Origin of the sequence: Paenibacillus sp. Cedars, assembly GCF_003184205.1 — a bacterium.
GTDB lineage: Bacteria > Bacillota > Bacilli > Paenibacillales > Paenibacillaceae > Paenibacillus_AQ > Paenibacillus_AQ glucanolyticus.
This window is the reverse complement of the sequence record NZ_CP020866.1, coordinates 4,262,685-4,279,592: the sequence shown is the minus strand read 5'-3', so window position 1 is coordinate 4,279,592 and position 16,908 is coordinate 4,262,685. Positions and strand designations below refer to the sequence as shown.

Genomic DNA, 16,908 nt, shown 5'->3' with positions numbered 1-16,908 from the left:
CTGCGAGAACCTGGAAGTGTCCCAAGCTGAACAGCTAATTTTTGAGTGTGAGTCAAATTCACCGGCTGGCCCCCGTTATCAAGCTGCAACAAGGCGATCGTCACGTGCTTCTCCAGGGAACAGTCTGGAGCTGAAATGGGCGATAACCAGGGTGGTACCGCGAGAACATCGTCCCTGAATTATTTCAGGGGCGTTTTTTGTGTTTGGATGCAAGTCAATCCGATCCCTATATTACGACTGGAGGATGTGTAGAGATGAAAGCTAGTGAAATCCGTTCCAAATGGCTGGAGTTTTTTGCTGAGAAAGGCCACAATATTGAACCGAGTGCATCGCTTGTACCGCATAATGACCCGTCCCTGCTCTGGATTAATGCAGGTATGGCTCCGCTCAAGCCTTACTTTGACGGGCGCGTGAAGCCTGAGAATCCGAGAATTGCAAACTCGCAAAAATGTATTCGTACCAACGATATTGAGAATGTCGGCAAGACGCGCCGTCACCATACGTTTTTTGAAATGCTGGGCAACTTCTCCATCGGAGACTACTTTAAAGAAGAAGTTATCACGTGGGCCTGGGAATTTTTGACCGACAAGAAGTGGATCGGATTCGATCCCGAGAAGCTTTCTGTCACTGTTTATCCCGAAGACGAAGAAGCATTTAAATTGTGGAATGAAAAAATAGGTCTGCCGGAGAGCCGCATCATTAAGCTGCAGGATAACTTTTGGGAGATTGGCGAAGGTCCTTGCGGCCCTTGTACCGAAATTTTCTATGACCGTGGCGAAGAATACGGCAAGGGCACTCCGGAATCGGAGATGTTTCCTGGCGGAGAGAATGAACGCTGGCTTGAAGTGTGGAACCTGGTATTCACCCAGTTCAACCTGAACAAGGACGGCAGTTATACGCCGCTTCCCAACAAAAATATTGATACGGGCGCCGGTCTGGAGCGCTTTGCATCCATTCTGCAAAATGTAGACTCCAACTTCGACACCGATTTGTTCCAGCCTATTATTCAGAGAACGGCGGAACTGGCTGGCGTGAAATATAATGATTCTCCTGAGTATGATGTGGCCCTGAAGGTTATTGCCGACCATATTCGCACGGTTGTGTTTGCCGTAGGTGATGGCGTGTTGCCTTCGAATGAAGGACGCGGTTACGTGATCCGCCGTTTGCTCCGTCGTGCGGTGCGTTATGGCAAGGTGCTGGGGCTGGACAAACCGTTCATGTACACCTTGACTGAAACCGTGGGCGATATTATGGGAGTGTACTACCCGGAGGTCGTGGAGAAACGCGCATTCATTGAGAAGGTGGTTGCGACGGAAGAGGAACAGTTCCACAAAACGCTTTCGGATGGGCTCGGCATCTTGGCGGAGGTCAGCGCTGAAGCCAAAAAGCAGGGAAAATCGGTGATCAGCGGCAGCGACGCATTCAAATTGTATGATACCTATGGCTTCCCGTTTGATTTGACGGAAGATTATGCTTCTGAGAACGGTTTGACCGTGGACCGCGAAGGCTTTGACGCCGCGATGAAGGAACAGCGCGATCGTGCGCGTGCAGCCCGTCATGAGACGGAAAGCATGAAGATACAAGGTGGCGTTCTTTCCGATTATACGGTTAAAAGTGAATTTGTTGGATATAATGACACCGTTCGCGAGGCGAAAGTACTCGCCATCGTGTCCGATGACAGTTTTGCCGACAGCGTGAGCGAAGGCCAGACCTGTCAAGTCATTCTGGATGCTACGCCGTTCTATGCCGAAAGCGGCGGTCAGGTGAGCGATCAGGGTGTTTTGGAGGGCGGATCTGTCCGTGCCCGAGTCGAAGGTCTCTTCAAGGCTCCTCATGGACAGCATGTACACTTTGTAACTGTAGAACTCGGCGAGCTTAAAGTGGGCGATACCGTGACAGCGCAGGTGAATGCCTCCATGCGCAATGATATCGTCAAGAACCATACGGCGACTCACCTTCTGCACAAAGCGTTAAAAGAAGTGTTGGGCGATCATGTGAACCAGGCAGGTTCCCTGGTTGAGCCGCAGCGTCTGCGTTTTGACTTCTCCCATTTTGGCAGCATCACGCAAGAGGAGCTTGGCGATATTGAGCGCCGGGTTAATGAGCAGGTATGGAAGAGCATCCCGGTTGTCATCGAACGCAAGGGCATTGACGAAGCGAAAGCAATGGGCGCCATGGCTTTGTTCGGAGAGAAGTACGGCGACATCGTCCGAGTGGTTCAAGTCGGCGATTACAGCATCGAGCTGTGCGGCGGATGTCATGTGGGGAATACGTCCCAGATCGGAATCTTTAAGCTGCTGGGCGAGAGCGGGATCGGATCGGGCGTACGCCGGATTGAGGCGGTAACGGGCCGCTATGCTTACGAGCATCTGGAGGAACAGTTGGATCTGCTCAAACAAGCCGCCGGCCTGCTGAAGAGCAATCTTACGGATGTGCCGAAGCGGATTGAGGGCCTGAATCAACAAGTGAAGGATCTTGCCCGCGAGAACGAGTCCCTGCAAGGCAAGCTGGGGGCCATTGAGGCCAGCCAATTGACCGATAAAGTGAAGCAGGTTGGAAATACGCCTCTGCTTGCTGTGGAAGTACAGGCAGGCAGCATGGACGGACTTCGGGGTATCGCCGACGAATTGAAAGGCAAATTGCCGGATGCCATTCTGGTACTCGGTTCCAAGGCAGATGACAAGGTGAATTTTGTTGTAGCTGTTCCGCAGGATCTGGTGAAAAAGGGCTACCATGCAGGCAAGCTCGTTAAGGAAGTGGCTTCGGTATGCGGCGGTGGTGGTGGCGGCCGTCCGGATATGGCGCAAGCCGGAGGCAAGGATGCTTCCAAGCTTGCCCAAGCGCTGCAGCACGCAGAGGAACTTGTGGCCAAGGGCGTATAACCTTTCTTGTCCAGATTGTGTACAGCAAACCGGAATCAATATTTTTGCTGTACACAATCCTGAATTTTTTGGAACACTTCCTAAATATTTCGCTTTGGATTTCCGTAGAGACTTAGGGTTATGTTATGATATAACTAGATCAAGCTGGTAAATATTTATTCGACGAAGCATGGTAAATCATGTTCTTTGAAGAAGCGAGGTGTGTCACACATGGACTCCATGGATAAGACAGTCAAGTTCAATGTAAAAGGTGATGAGAAGGAGGCTTCCGCCCAGGACATTCTACTTTCGGTATATGATTCGCTGGTAGAGAAGGAGTACAATCCGATTAACCAAATCGTAGGGTATCTTTTGTCCGGGGATCCAGCTTATATACCTCGGCACAATAATGCCAGAAGTTTGATCCGGAAGAAAGAGCGAGATGAATTGATTGAAGAACTGGTCCGGTTCTATTTAGCCAGTCACCGTTAGGAGTACACAGGGATGAAGAAAATCATGGGATTAGATTACGGGGACCGCAGAATCGGTGTTGCCATAAGCGATGTGTTCGGATGGACGGCCCAAGGGGTTGAAGTTATCGAACGCCGCCGTGATGAAGGTGAGCTGGTCAGGATTGCCACACTCGTCAAAGAGAACGAGGTCGGTGAGGTTGTAGTCGGCTTGCCTAAAAATATGAATGGCACGATTGGTCCACGGGGCGAAATCTGCATGGAATTCGCAAATACATTGCGAGAGTCCCTATCCTTGCCCGTTCACCTTTGGGATGAACGGCTATCAACAGTATCCGCTGAAAGGACATTGCTTGAAGCCGATGTCAGCCGTAAGAAGCGAAAACAGGTTGTAGATAAGATGGCGGCAAGCTTGATTTTGCAAAACTACTTGGATTCTAAAAGGTAAAGGTGAGGGTGATAACAATGGCTAATGAGCATATTGGTATGGAAGAAGAACCGGAAATTATTTATATTCCTGATGATGAAGGCAACGAGGAAGAATTCGAAGTCATCATGAAATTCGAGGTTGATGGCTCGGATGCTAAATATATGATGGTTGTACCAAGAGAGTCCGCAGACGAAGAAACAGACGAGGTCTACGCCTTCCGTTATGAGGAAGATGGAGAAGATCTGAAATTGTTTATGATTGAAGACGATGAAGAATGGGCCATTGTTGAGGAAACCTTCAATACGCTCGTGGATGAGCTGGACGGGAGAGACGAATGATGACTGATTTTTCGGTTGAAAATATCGTATGGACCCAAGTACTTAAGGAAGCATTCGGTGAGAGTGTGGAGCTTGAGGACGACAAAGGCCATATCGAGGTATATGATATTGCCGCCGAATTTGAAGTGGATGGCCAAGGATATGCCATTCTGGTTCAGCCGGACCGTACGGATGAGGAGTACGAGGTGCTTCGTATCGTAAAGGATGCGGATGGCGGATTGGAACTCTCAACCATCGATGATGACGAGGAATGGGAGAACGTATCGGAGCTGTACGATGAGCTGACGTTTCCCGAGGGAGACGAGGATTAATTGTTCTCGTAAGAGGCACGTGCTTACGTTTTCAAATGAAAGTTCAGGAAGGGGCGGAGCTTGTCCGCCCCTTTTGGTGTGAAGGGATGAGTAGATTGAAGAAACTGGCTATTGCGGTATTGGTTCTGATCCTTATTGCCGGCGGAGGCTTGTTCTACATTTGGAACGGTTTACAGCCTGTTACAACCTCTGAAACACCGGTTGAATTCACGGTGGAGTCCGGAATGAGCACATCATCCATTGCCGATCTGCTTGAGGACAAGGGTCTGATCAAGAACGCCCTTATACTTAAAGGTTATCTGAAGATTACGAACGAAGGCAGCCGGCTTATGGCCGGCACATATGAGGCTACACCGGGAACCCCCTTCAAGGAGCTGCTGTCCAAGATGAGCAACGGTGAAGTGAAGGCGGAGGAAATGGTCCGGTTCACCATTCCTGAGGGTTACACCATTCTCCAGATGGCAGAAACCATCGCTCGTGAGAGCGGAATCGATGAGAAGGAATTTCTGGATGCTGTGGATCAGACTACCGGTTGGGACGTACCGATTGTAGGTGAGATCCCGGAAGGAACGGATCTCAGGCACCATCTGGAGGGCTATTTGTTTCCTGCAACCTACGATGTGCCGAAGAAGGATCTAACAGCTAAAGGCATTGTGGAGACCATGCTCAAGGAAACCGAGAAACGTCTTGCGGAAATTCCTGATTTGCAGAGCCAACTGGAGGCACGCGGCGTGACGTTCCATGAGCTTATGACCATTGCTTCACTGGTTGAGCGGGAAGTGGTTGCAGAACAGGAGCGAGCTCTTGTAGCCGGCGTTATCTATAACAGGCTGGAAGAAGATATGCGGCTTGAGATTGATGCGACTGTTCAATACCTGTTAGATAAACCGAAGGAACGGTTGCTTTATGCTGATCTGGAGGTTGAAAGCCCGTATAACACCTACCGACAAAAGGGGCTGCCGCCCGGTCCAATCTCGAGCCCGAGTTTGGAGTCCATTCAGGCCGCTCTGAATCCGGAGAAATCAGACTATTTGTTCTACGTAACCAAGAAAGACGGTACGCAAGAGCATTTGTTTGCTAAAACGTATAAAGAGCATTTGAAAAACATTGAGAAGAGTAAGAAAATGGCACAACCATAATATGACTTGATCAAAAGATCCGGATTCAATAGACAGGATCCTTTTTGAACAACCCCGAATAGGGAGGAAATATTTCATGAGTATCAAACCTGAATTATTGGCGGCTGCTGGTTCCTTGGAAGATGCTGCTGCTTACCTGGAAGCGGGAGCGGATGCTTTGCTGGTTGGTGAAGATCGTTTTGGCATGCGTCTGCCCGGCAGTCTGACCTTGAACGACATTCGTCAAGTAGTCCAGCATGCGCATGGACGGGGAAGTAAAGTGTATGTAAGCTTAAATAACCTGATGACCAATGATTTGCTGCCTGAGCTTCCTGCTTATGTCAAGGCACTGGGTGAAATCGGCGTGGATGCGGTGGAGTTTAACGATCCGTCCGTACTTACTGCGGTGAAGGAGCTAGCTCCTCAGATTAAACTGCACTGGAATGCGGAAATGACGGCCACAAACTACTCAACGTCCAATTACTGGGGGAGCAAAGGCGCATCCCGGGTCATTCTTGCGCGTGAATTAAATATGGATGAAGTAACGGACATGAAGCCGCTGCTTCAAGTGGAAGCACAGGTTCAGGTCCATGGCATGACCAACATCTACCATTCCAAGCGGCGTCTGGTGAACAGTTATATGTCGCAGCAAGGTAGACCCGTAAATGAAGGCAGTCTGGACAAGGAACGGGGACTGTTTCTCATTGAGGCTGAGCGCCAAGACGAGAAATATCCCATTTACGAAGATGTCAACGGAACTCATATTATGAGTTCGGAGGATATTTGTATCCTCGAGGATCTGCATCTGTTGATGGCAGCCGGTCTTGACAGCTTTAAGGTGGAGACGCTGCTGAAGCCGCGCCAATATAATAAGCTTGTGATAAGCATTTACCGCAAGGCGATTGATTTATATACTGCGGACCCTTCTTCCTATGCATTTCAGGAGGATTGGATGGATGAAATTCGTGCCATTCAGGATCCGGAGCGAGAGTTATCGTTTGGATTTTTCTATAAGGAACAAGTTTATTAAGGAGTGTACAGCATGGAAGCAATGGCACAGCCAAAATACAAGGGCAAACGCTATCGCCTGGACAAGCCAGAACTGCTCGCCCCGGCTGGTAATTTGGAAAAGTTGAAATTTGCGGTGCACTACGGCGCCGATGCAGTTTATATTGGAGGACAGAAATACGGTCTTCGTTCGAACGCGGACAATTTCAGCTTCGAGGAAATGAAGGAAGGCGTGGAGTTCGCCAAGAAATACGGTGCTAAAGTATTCGTGGCATCCAATATCTACGCGCATAATGAGGACGTAGAGGGGATTGAATCCTATCTGCGCAGCTTGGAGGAAGCGGGCATCGCAGCGATTATAGCCGCAGATCCGGCCATCATTGAGGTTGCCAAGCGTGCCGCGCCCAAACTTGAGGTTCATCTGAGCACACAACAGTCTACGCTTAATTGGCAGGCCGTGAAGTTCTGGAAGGATGAAGGATTACCAAGGGTTGTGCTGGGCCGCGAGACGAGCATAGAAGAAATTGCAACGATTAAAGAGCATGTTGATATTGAGATCGAAGCCTTTATTCATGGTGCGATGTGTTCCTCCTTTTCCGGACGCTGTGTGTTGTCAAATCATTTTACGGATCGTGACTCCAACCGGGGCGGCTGCTGCCAATCCTGCCGCTGGAAATACGATTTGTTTGAGGATGGAAGAGAAGATAACGGCAACTGGGTATCCGAAGAGGTGCAGATGATGGAACAGCGGGCATCGAGGCCGTCTCCATTCAAGCCGGGCGTTACACAGATTCCGTTGTTTCAACCGGAGGACAACCAATTTACCATGGGGTCGAAGGATCTTTGCATGCTGGAGCATATTCCGGACCTGATTGAGGTCGGCATTGACAGCTTCAAGATTGAGGGCCGGATGAAATCCATTCATTACGTAGCTACGGTTGTTAATGTGTACAGACAGGCGATTGATTCCTATATGGCAGACCCTGAACATTACGTGCTGAAGCCGGAATGGATCGAGGAAATCAACAAAGCGGCCAATCGACCGCTGAATACCGGATTCTTCTATGATACCCCGGATCATGAGGACCATATCTATGAACCGGAAGAGAAGGCCGTGCCTTATGATTTTGCCGGATTGGTTATGGCGTATGACAAGCACTCAGGTACAGCTGTAATACAGCAGCGAAACCATTTTAAGCCTGGTGACGAAATTGAGTTTTTTGGCCCAGAAGGTACCTTCTTCAAGCAGGTAGTTGGCCCTATTCAGGATGAGGATGGAAATGAGCTGAACGCGGCACGGCATCCCTTACAGCTTATTCGCTTGCAAGTGGATCAGCCGGTGCGTAACTTTGATATGATGCGAAAGCGCAAAGGGTAAAAAAGATATAGTTCTATATAACTACACATATGAGAATCCGGGTCCGTGGATGGACCTTGGATTCTTTTTATTTTCAAAAAAATTAGGAGTAATGGATTATTTTTTTGCGAAAACCCAAAGGAAAACACCTCCAATTGTCGAAATAAAAAGTAACGAATACGTTCAAGAGATTAGCCGGCGTATTAATATTATGATTGTGGTAGGTGAACAGCTAATGTCAGAAGTCGAACAGCATGATAAGAAGCCGAAAAGAGACAAGAAGCTCGGGGGAAACAAAGAGAAAAAGAAAGCACCTTCGGCATCAACGGGAATACATAATGCAAAGTCGTTCATTTCAAACATGGGAACGGCCATCAGCCGAATGCCTGTGAACCCGGCAAAATCCGTAGGGATCCGGTTGTTTTTAATCTTTTTGTCAGCGATCGTATTTTTTGTTATCGTGTTGGGTTATCTCTCTTACAGTAAAGCGAAGAGCACCATTGAGAAGAATGCTGCAAACGGCAATCAGCAGACGATCATTCAAACTTCTGAGAAAATCGACATCATCTTGGATAAGTACGAGAACGCTGGACGGCAAATTTTCTATGATATTGAACTGCAGAAGCTGTTGTCAGAGTACTCGGATAAAAACTTGAGTGATTATGATTCGTTTACCGTAGAACGCAGCATTCGGGATAAACTATCTAACCAAATCACGTCAGATTCGTCCATCAGGGCTATTTATCTGATCCCTGACAAAGGTGAGAAGATGATCTCGGCGGGGCAAACCTCGGAGACCTCCAAAACCGTGCTTGAACAAAGCTGGTATACAGAGCTGAAGGATGGCGACAAAAAGATTGTGTGGCTGCCAACAACGCAGAACAGCGGAGCTCCGTACTTTACGATTGCACGCTCTCTTGGATCAATGAATGATCTGACTTCTACGTACGTTGTTATGTTTGAACTTAACGCTTCCGTACTGGATACGCAACTGAAGGGGATTGACCTGGGTGAAAACGGCCAGCTGCAGTTGATCAGCCCAGAGGGCACGATTGTATCCTCCAGTGAGAGTTCGATCGTGGGTTCAGAGACAGCTTGGGCATTTACAAAGGAATTCAAGGCAGAAACGAAGACGGATAACGTAAGAACCAAGGATGAGAACGGCAAGCAGGTATTGGCCGTTTATAATACGCTGAGCACCAATGATTGGAAGCTTGTGGGATCGGTTCAAACCAGTGAACTGACGAAGGATGCAACGAGCATTTTGACAATTACGCTGATAGTGGCAGCCGTTGACGTTATATTCGCCATACTGATCGGTATTTGGATGGTGAGAATGATTGCCCGTCCATTAGGCAAGCTCAACCTCCTGATGAAGGAAGGCGCAAAAGGTAATCTGAATGTTCGCACAGACCATAAGAGCCAGGATGAAATCGGTCAGCTCTCCGCAAGTTTTAACGATATGATGGAGCAGATTACCGGCCTCGTGCAGCAAACAAGCAATACGGCTCAGGAAGTACTCAAGACGGCTGCAGAGTTAAGTGATGCCTCGAAGAAAACGGCCATCTCTGCAAAAGAAATTGCCGTTGCCACCGAGGAGATTGCGAACGGAGCCAGCAGCTTGGCAGTTGAAGCCGAGCGCGGCAGCGATCTGACCAACAATATCTCGAAGCAGATGCAAATTGTTGTTACGGCTAACGATGAGATGGGCAAATCGGCCCGTCATGTGGAAAGCTCCAGTGAGCTGGGCACGAAGCATCTGAGCGACTTGCTCGACAAGACACACCAGACCGAGGATATGACACGTTCCATGATGCACAAGGTGGATGGCTTGAAGGAAACGACTTCTTCGGTTGTCAAAGTGCTGGATGTACTTCAGAACATCACGAAGCAAACGAACATCCTTTCCTTGAATGCAACGATTGAAGCGGCCCGTGCAGGAGCAGCGGGCAAAGGGTTTATGGTTGTCGCCGATGAAATCCGCCAGTTGGCGGACCAGTCCAGGCAATCCATAGATATGGTTAGCCAGATCACAGACCGTATCATGACCGAAATGAATGAAACCGTTCAGGTACTGCTGGATGCAAATCCACTGTTCAAAGGCCAGATGGATGCCGTGAAGGAAACGAATGACATCTTCGTATCCGTCCAGCAGCAGATGGTAGACTTTATCGAACGTTTGGATTCTGTAACGCATTCCATTGATGAGCTGAACGAATCCCAGAATGTGCTCTCTGAAGCGATGAGCAACGTCAGTGCGGTTGCCGAGGAATCCTCGGCGACTTCCGAAGAGGTAGCTTCTCTCTCAACGGAGCAGCAAAGTGTTAGCAGTCAGTTGGTTAATCTGTCATCACAGCTGGAAAATGTATCGAATGAGCTTAAAGAGACCTTGTCTCGCTTTAGACTGTAATATTCCATTCATAGACTGCTCTATCAGTTAAGACTGATGGAGCAGTCTTTTTTGTCTACCCGGCTCACTCATTACCTTCTGATAATCCTCCCCTATCAGTTCAATGTGATTGATTCAGGTTCCACATGGAAATAATGGAGAAACAAAGAACTAATTGGAGGAGCAGGACATGAGGCTGATCCGAAATAAGCGAATTACATACGGATGGCTGATATTGACGATGCTTATCGCCATTTTGACCCTAAGACTCGCATGGGTGCAGCTTGTGATGAAACATCAGCGGGTCCCCGGCAGTCGGCATACGATGGTTGAGGCCTCCCTCATACAGCGCGAACGGGGCATTGTGCTGGATTCTGGCCGCGGTCAATTTACAGACCGGAACGGAAAGCCGCTCACGGGTAAGCTGGTTTGGACAGTGGTGTTGTTCCCGGTAAGCGAGAAAGAGCTGAAGGACTCCCATAATCAGTTAGTTCAGCTGGCCCGCATCCTGGGCACAAATAAGGATCGTTTGGTACAGACATGGGGCAAGCTAAAGGAGCCGAAGTTGTGGCATGGAGAGAATACGGTCATTCCTCGTACCCTAACCAAAGCTCAGATCCAGCAGATCCAAGAGCTTGAACTTCCCAAACTGAAGGTTCTTCCTTATGAGCAGCGCTACGGCAATCGCCAATCGGGCATGCAGTGGCTTGGTTTTGTATCCGGCCAGCGGAAGGAGAATCTGTTTTTTCGTGATTATCCGGAAGTTACGGGGACGAGCGGTTTGGAGAAAACGATGGATTCACTGATACGGGGAGAAGGTCCTACCATCGTTTATTTTCCAGTCAACAGTACCAATGAGGTGATACAGGATATCAAGCCGATGGTAAAGGCGCCGGATAATCCGTACTATCCCTTGAGGGTATCCACAACGATTGATATTGATATTCAAAAAGGGATCGAAGCTATAACGGAGAAAGCGGGCATGAAGGAAGGGGCCGTTGTTGTACTGGATGCGCACAATGCCGATATTGTTTCTATGGTCTCAAGGCCGTTCTATAATCCGGAGCAGATTCATCCAAAGGACGGGCAGTGGGAAAATCGTGCCTTGAAAGCGGCAACTCCTGGCTCCATTTTCAAAATTGTCACGGCATCTGCAATTCTTGAGCATGATTTAAGCTCCCCTGAAGAGCACTTCCATTGTGACGGCGAATACGGCAAGTTCGGACTTTCCTGCTGGAAAGAGGGAGGACATGGAACGATTGGGCTTCGCGAGGGTTTTGCCGAATCATGTAATGTCGTCTTCGCTACCCTTGCGGAAAGATTATCCGCACAGCAAATAGCGGATGCGGCATCGGCGCTTGGTTTTGGGCAAACTGTGGGCTGGAGATCACAGGAATTCTTAGGTCTTCGTTCTTTTGTTCCATTGGATCATGAGGAGAAGGGGACGGTATTCTCGGACTCCGTGGATTCTTCTGATGCAGGGGTTAGGGTACAGACTAGCATAGGGCATAGGGATGCGGCCGTGTCCCCGCTGCAGGCGGCAAATGCGATTGTGACTCTGCTTCACGGCGGTGCAAAGACCAAACCTCGTATTCTACAACAGATTCGGTACGCTAATGGCCGATTGCTTCAGGATACCCATCCGCTTAAGGAGCGTAAGTCAGCACAAGGTATTTCCCGGGAAACCTCATCCATTCTGCTGGAATGGATGGAGGATGTGGTTCAAGAGGGGACAGGCAGTTCTTTGAAAAACCGGAAATGGACACTTGCAGGGAAATCTGGAACGGCTCAGGTAACCGTAAAGGGCCGTCCCCGAAACAACCAGTGGTTTGTCGGTTACGGCCCCGTGGAGAAGCCACGATACGCTGTGGCTGTGTTGGTGGAGAATCGGAGTCCAAGCAGCAGCAATCAGGCGACGGAGATATTCGGTCAGGTTTCTGACTTCTTGGCTTCGGTTGAATCGCCCTCGGGCTCGGGCTCCGCATAAGAGCGGGACATGTCCCAAGGAGACACATCGAATTCTTCTCTCGGCAGATGAATCCATTGCTGCAGGTATCCTTGTGTAAGCAATTCCTTAATGAGAATCAGCAGGATCGGAGCCAGAATCAAACCGGCTACTCCAAATATGGACAGCGAAATCATCATGAAGGACAACATCAAAAATGCAGATGATACGCCAATTGAATTGCCTGTAATCTTCGGTTCAAGCAGCTGTCTGGAGATCATGACAACCGCAAGCAGAACGATTAGTCCAATGGCAAGACCTGTATTGCCGACAATAAACAAATAAACAATCCACGGAATAAGAATAACGGGAACACCCAGCAGCGGCAATACATCGAATACAGCACAGATAAGCGCAATGGACAGCGAGTTGCCTGTACCTAATATCAACAGCCCTATGTATACAATAACAAACGTAATGCTGACCAGCTTCATCTGAGCTTTTAAATAAGAACCGATCGCCTTAAATACATTTTCCTTCAGAAAGACAAAGGCCATCTTGAAGGTTTTGGGCGTTTTTTCTTTTGCGATTCTCCGCCAGCTGCCAATCTCAATGCTCAGGAAAAAGGCGAGAATGATCGCTACCCCGAAGCTGGTGATGAACGAGGAGAATGAACCCATGAAACCAACGATATAATGAAAGAACGACTCGGCAGCCCCTTGAGCAAAAGCGGTAATGTCTTGAAAATAGCCGTTAACCCGTTCTGTCAGATCAGGCGGCAGTGCCTCGAGCTTGCTTTGCAGGAAGATCAGACCCTCGGAGAAATGTTTTTGAATCGTTGCGGTGTAAGCCGGCAAATTCTCCTGAAGGTTCATGAACTGCGATACAATGAGTGCCCCTGCTCCGAACAAGATGCCGAGGATAATCAGCAGGAAGAGCAGAACGGATATCGCGGCGGCAAACGGCTTCGGAAGACCCCTGCGGTGCAGGAATTTGGATAAAGGCTCAATAATCAGGAAAACGAGGAAAGATAAAAACACGGGAGCCGCAATCTGGTAAAGCTTGCTGAATATGTACATGACCAGGTAAACCGTAAGTACGATTAATCCAATATCGAAAGCGGTTCTCCAATATTTTTTATACAAGGGAAGCATAGTGGAATATCGGCTCCTTTATACTTTATTAATTGATATCATTGTACACGATTTGTGAAAAAAAAGCCTATTTCTTTAAGTGCTATGCTAAAATAATAATAGTGTGTTAATTAGAAAAAGAAAGAAAAAGCGGGGAGTTAGCATGCAAACATTACTGCTATGGTTGTTTTACCTTTCATCTTTTTATGCATTTATTCCCGGCATCCTGACCCGAATATTTGGTTTCCGAGTATTTCGCAGGGGCACAGGCACAAAAGAGTTCGCCTTAACCTTTGATGATGGGCCTGATCCTCTCTATACGCCAAGGCTTCTGGATCTTCTGAAGCAGTATGATATGAAAGCGACCTTTTTCCTGGTTGGTTCCCATGCAGAGAAACATCCAGAAGTTGTAAAACGCATTCATCACGAAGGCCATCTGATCGGGATCCATAACTATGTTCACAAGAGCAACTGGCTGATGAGACCTGTGACGGTTCGTAAGCAAGTAAAGCGAACGGATGATATTATCTACACCATAACTGGTGAACGTTCAGGTTATTACCGACCGCCTTGGGGAATTGTGAATCTGTTCGATTTTGCCAAGAATACCGGTTGTCGCATCATCTTGTGGTCATCCATGTTTAATGACTGGCGCAGCAAGATCGGCGCTGACAAACTGACTCAGCGAATGCTAGCCAAGCTTCGCGGCGGCGAGGTGATGCTGCTTCATGACTGCGGGACGACCATGGGAGCAAACCCGGACGCACCGGAGCAGATGCTCATCGCATTGGAGCGTGTACTGAATGCCGCAGAGCAGAAGGGGATGAGAAGTATCCGAATCGACGATATGATGGCTAAGGAGAGCAAAGCGAAAGCGAGGAAGCTGTCTCCTCTGAAGCGCGTGATGGTTTCATTGTGGCTTTTGTGGGAAAAAGTCTTTCATGCCGTGTTTGCACTCGAAACGGTCTCTCCTTCAGACCCGATGCTCCATTTCCGCAAACGGCCGTTTGCCGGGAAAACCGTCGTGATGGAGGATGGAAGCCGCCTGGAAAAGGGAGATGAGGTCCTTGAGCTTCATTTTGACAACAAAAAATTGTTCGAGATTGGCAGCCGCTCCCGTTCGGAGGTGCAGCTTGCGATTAAAATGATTCGCGCCGTGCAGAACGATCTGCCTTCCCTCGCCAATATGGTGCTGGAGCGTCCCGAATTCAAGGATGTCAAAGGTTTGTATGCCGTTACCATGATTTCACGGGGACCGGAGCAGTTCGGATTTCATGTCATGGATTTACCGCGGGGGCTGTTCGCAAGTTCGACCAGACTGTATCTTAAACTGCTGCTCAGTGTTATTCATCCCAAAGGTCAGGCCCGCCTGAAGGAAGGAAGCCAGATGATGGAGCCGAAAATGCTCATGATGCCAGTGGACGTTCTGATCGAACGTTATGCTGAGAAGAAGACACAGGTTCAGCCTCCAAAGGAGGAACCGCAGCAATTGCAGCAGGAACAGATGGGGGATTTGGCAGTTGCCAGCGCATCGCAAGGAATGTAAGTGGAAAGATTGGACTTTTTACTGCTATCATGATTAATTATGACATTAAATGTTCATCGATATAAAAAAGGGGGTTATTCCCGCTGGCTGTTCAATGCCTGCGAGGAATAACCCCCTTTGCTATGCTGTAATTAGATTTTCAATACGCCGCCTGAGCTTGCATTCGTTACAAGCTTCGAATAGCGGGCGAGGTAACCGGTTTTAACTTTTGGCTCGAAATCGACCCATTTGCTGCGGCGAATCGCCATTTCTTCATCACTGACGCCCAGCAATTGAATGGTGCGGTTGATCAGATCAAGCTCAATAATATCGCCATCTTCAACGAATGCGATAGGTCCGCCTTCGGCAGCTTCCGGCGAGATATGACCGATACTGATACCACGGGAAGCACCGGAGAAGCGTCCGTCCGTGATCAGGCCGACTTTGGCTCCAAGACCCATACCGGCGATTTGCGAGGTTGGTGCCAGCATTTCTGGCATACCCGGACCGCCTTTAGGACCTTCATAACGAATGACAACCACATGGCCTTCCTTGACTTTGCCGTTGGCAATGCCACTAAGCGCCTCATCCTGGGAGTTGAAGCAGATGGCAGGCCCCTTATGATACCCGCCAACCGACGCATCAACAGCGCCGACCTTGATGATGGAACCTTCAGGAGCCAGGTTGCCGTACAGGACAGCGAGTCCGCCGCGCTCGGAATAAGGACTGTCAATCGGATGGATAACGTTGGTGTCCTGGATTTCACAGCCTTCCACGTTCTCCGCCAGCGTCTTGCCGGTTACGGTGATACGATCTCCATGCAATGCACCCGGTTTCTTGAGGAGCTCGTGCAGGACCGCACTAACACCGCCTGCCAAGTGTACATCCTCGATAAAGTAATCCGAAGCTGGAGCGAGTTTGGAGATGTGAGGAACACGGTCGGCAACTTCATTGATACGCTCAAGCGGATAGTCGAGACCAGCTTCATGAGCAAGTGCCAAGGTATGCAGCACCGTATTGGTGGAACCGCCCATGGCCATATCCAGTGCAAACGCGTTGTCAATCGCTTCAACCGTTACGATATCACGCGGCTTGAGATCCATTTTCACAAGTTCCATCAATTGTGTAGCTGATTGTTTTACGAATTCCTTACGCTCTTCAGCGATGGCAAGGATGGTACCGTTGCCCGGCAGAGCCAGACCCAGCGCCTCGGCAAGGCAGTTCATGGAATTGGCCGTGAACATGCCCGAACAGGATCCACAAGTGGGACATCCGAATTGTTCCAATTCCAGCAGCTCATCATCATTGATTTTACCAACCTGGTGAGCGCCGACTCCTTCAAATACAGAGGTCAGGGACAATTTGCGTCCTTTGCTGTCCACGCCGGCTTTCATCGGTCCGCCGCTGACAAAAACTGTCGGGATGTTAACGCGAAGGGCGCCCATCAGCATGCCCGGCGTGATTTTGTCGCAGTTCGGAATGCAGACCATACCGTCGAACCAGTGAGCGGATACGACCGTCTCCAAGGAGTCCGCGATGATCTCGCGGCTTGGCAGTGAGTAACGCATGCCGATATGTCCCATGGCGATGCCGTCATCAACCCCAATGGTGTTGAATTCGAATGGAACGCCGCCCGCTTCACGAATCGCTTCTTTCACGATTTTTCCGAATTCCTGCAGATGCACATGACCGGGAACGATGTCGATGTAGGAGTTACATACGGCGATAAACGGTTTGCCGAAATCCTCTTCCTTAACGCCTGCTGCACGCAGAAGGCTGCGGTGCGGTGCGCGGTCAAAGCCTTTCTTGATCATGTCTGAACGCATTTTTTTGGTTGCCATGATGTCGATTTCCCCCCAGATCTATTATAAAATTGTTGCGCTTTAGCGCGGTCTTCCGGCAAAGCAGCCGGGTACCTGTGAACAGCGAATAGGTTTTAAATGAGTCTATCACAAAAAGGTAGGTTTTTCTACATGATATTAATTAGGAAACAATGGAGGGAGGCCTGTTGCTGCGGCATGAA

The 16,908-nt window shown here is 49.1% G+C and carries 13 protein-coding genes; 11 read left to right on the top strand and 2 right to left on the bottom strand.

Features of this window, described 5'->3' with window-relative positions:
* Nucleotides 1-254 precede the first annotated feature (254 nt).
* The 10 genes from alaS to B9D94_RS21405 all read left to right on the top strand — a co-directional run bounded on the left by alaS (nucleotide 255) and on the right by B9D94_RS21405 (nucleotide 12,269).
* Nucleotides 255-2,882, top strand: a complete 2,628-nt coding sequence (alaS, locus tag B9D94_RS21450) for an alanine--tRNA ligase (protein WP_036642980.1) — start codon at nucleotides 255-257, stop codon at nucleotides 2,880-2,882.
* 210 nt (nucleotides 2,883-3,092) lie between these two features.
* Nucleotides 3,093-3,353: an IreB family regulatory phosphoprotein gene (locus B9D94_RS21445; RefSeq protein ID WP_006208869.1), complete on the top strand. Its 261-nt coding sequence runs from the start codon at nucleotides 3,093-3,095 to the stop codon at nucleotides 3,351-3,353.
* A 12-nt stretch (nucleotides 3,354-3,365) separates the two neighbouring features.
* Nucleotides 3,366-3,779 (top strand): Holliday junction resolvase RuvX, encoded by a 414-nt coding sequence (ruvX, locus tag B9D94_RS21440; protein ID WP_006208870.1) that lies wholly within the window; start codon nucleotides 3,366-3,368, stop codon nucleotides 3,777-3,779.
* Nucleotides 3,780-3,796: 17 nt separating this feature from the next.
* A complete protein-coding gene (locus B9D94_RS21435) occupies nucleotides 3,797-4,099 on the top strand; it encodes a DUF1292 domain-containing protein (RefSeq protein WP_006208871.1) in 303 nt (100 codons plus the stop codon).
* A complete protein-coding gene (locus B9D94_RS21430) occupies nucleotides 4,096-4,410 on the top strand; it encodes a DUF1292 domain-containing protein (protein ID WP_036642981.1) in 315 nt (104 codons plus the stop codon). Before B9D94_RS21435 ends, B9D94_RS21430 begins: the two co-directional genes overlap by 4 nt.
* 86 nt (nucleotides 4,411-4,496) lie before the next feature.
* Nucleotides 4,497-5,549 (top strand): endolytic transglycosylase MltG, encoded by a 1,053-nt coding sequence (gene mltG, locus B9D94_RS21425; RefSeq protein WP_228030098.1) that lies wholly within the window; start codon nucleotides 4,497-4,499, stop codon nucleotides 5,547-5,549.
* Between the two features lie 76 nt (nucleotides 5,550-5,625).
* Entirely contained in the window at nucleotides 5,626-6,558 is a 933-nt protein-coding gene (locus B9D94_RS21420) for a peptidase U32 family protein (RefSeq protein WP_036642983.1), read from the top strand.
* Between the two features lie 12 nt (nucleotides 6,559-6,570).
* Nucleotides 6,571-7,914, top strand: a complete 1,344-nt coding sequence (locus tag B9D94_RS21415) for a peptidase U32 family protein (RefSeq protein ID WP_063478884.1) — start codon at nucleotides 6,571-6,573, stop codon at nucleotides 7,912-7,914.
* 214 nt (nucleotides 7,915-8,128) lie between these two features.
* Nucleotides 8,129-10,303, top strand: coding sequence for a methyl-accepting chemotaxis protein (locus tag B9D94_RS21410; protein WP_040680437.1), 2,175 nt, complete (start codon nucleotides 8,129-8,131; stop codon nucleotides 10,301-10,303).
* 169 nt (nucleotides 10,304-10,472) lie between these two features.
* Nucleotides 10,473-12,269 (top strand): peptidoglycan D,D-transpeptidase FtsI family protein, encoded by a 1,797-nt coding sequence (locus tag B9D94_RS21405; protein WP_148247950.1) that lies wholly within the window; start codon nucleotides 10,473-10,475, stop codon nucleotides 12,267-12,269.
* Here B9D94_RS21405 and B9D94_RS21400 read toward each other — a convergent pair.
* On the bottom strand, nucleotides 12,212-13,381 hold the full coding sequence (locus B9D94_RS21400; protein ID WP_006208878.1) for an AI-2E family transporter: 1,170 nt from the start codon (nucleotides 13,379-13,381) through the stop codon (nucleotides 12,212-12,214). The two genes, B9D94_RS21405 and B9D94_RS21400, sit on opposite strands and share 58 nt — an antisense overlap.
* A 142-nt stretch (nucleotides 13,382-13,523) precedes the next feature.
* Between B9D94_RS21400 and B9D94_RS21395 the strand changes: the two genes are divergently transcribed.
* The gene (locus B9D94_RS21395; protein WP_148247949.1) at nucleotides 13,524-14,906 is read left to right on the top strand and encodes a polysaccharide deacetylase family protein; all 1,383 of its coding nucleotides are present in this window, start codon (nucleotides 13,524-13,526) and stop codon (nucleotides 14,904-14,906) included.
* Nucleotides 14,907-15,037: 131 nt separating this feature from the next.
* On the opposite strand, the gene ilvD is transcribed toward B9D94_RS21395, so the two are convergent.
* On the bottom strand, nucleotides 15,038-16,726 hold the full coding sequence (gene ilvD, locus B9D94_RS21390) for a dihydroxy-acid dehydratase (RefSeq protein WP_063478887.1): 1,689 nt from the start codon (nucleotides 16,724-16,726) through the stop codon (nucleotides 15,038-15,040).
* Between the last annotated feature and the right edge of the window lie 182 nt (nucleotides 16,727-16,908).

Coding starts and splice junctions, on each gene's coding strand:
- B9D94_RS21420 (WP_036642983.1), top strand. CDS start 5,626: ATGAGTATCAAACCTGAATTATTGGCGGCTGCTGGTTCCTTGGAAGAT.
- alaS (WP_036642980.1), top strand. CDS start 255: ATGAAAGCTAGTGAAATCCGTTCCAAATGGCTGGAGTTTTTTGCTGAG.
- B9D94_RS21435 (WP_006208871.1), top strand. CDS start 3,797: ATGGCTAATGAGCATATTGGTATGGAAGAAGAACCGGAAATTATTTAT.
- B9D94_RS21400 (WP_006208878.1), bottom strand. CDS start 13,381: ATGCTTCCCTTGTATAAAAAATATTGGAGAACCGCTTTCGATATTGGA.
- B9D94_RS21410 (WP_040680437.1), top strand. CDS start 8,129: ATGTCAGAAGTCGAACAGCATGATAAGAAGCCGAAAAGAGACAAGAAG.
- B9D94_RS21415 (WP_063478884.1), top strand. CDS start 6,571: ATGGAAGCAATGGCACAGCCAAAATACAAGGGCAAACGCTATCGCCTG.
- ruvX (WP_006208870.1), top strand. CDS start 3,366: ATGAAGAAAATCATGGGATTAGATTACGGGGACCGCAGAATCGGTGTT.
- B9D94_RS21395 (WP_148247949.1), top strand. CDS start 13,524: ATGCAAACATTACTGCTATGGTTGTTTTACCTTTCATCTTTTTATGCA.
- ilvD (WP_063478887.1), bottom strand. CDS start 16,726: ATGGCAACCAAAAAAATGCGTTCAGACATGATCAAGAAAGGCTTTGAC.
- B9D94_RS21405 (WP_148247950.1), top strand. CDS start 10,473: ATGAGGCTGATCCGAAATAAGCGAATTACATACGGATGGCTGATATTG.
- mltG (WP_228030098.1), top strand. CDS start 4,497: ATGAGTAGATTGAAGAAACTGGCTATTGCGGTATTGGTTCTGATCCTT.
- B9D94_RS21430 (WP_036642981.1), top strand. CDS start 4,096: ATGATGACTGATTTTTCGGTTGAAAATATCGTATGGACCCAAGTACTT.
- B9D94_RS21445 (WP_006208869.1), top strand. CDS start 3,093: ATGGACTCCATGGATAAGACAGTCAAGTTCAATGTAAAAGGTGATGAG.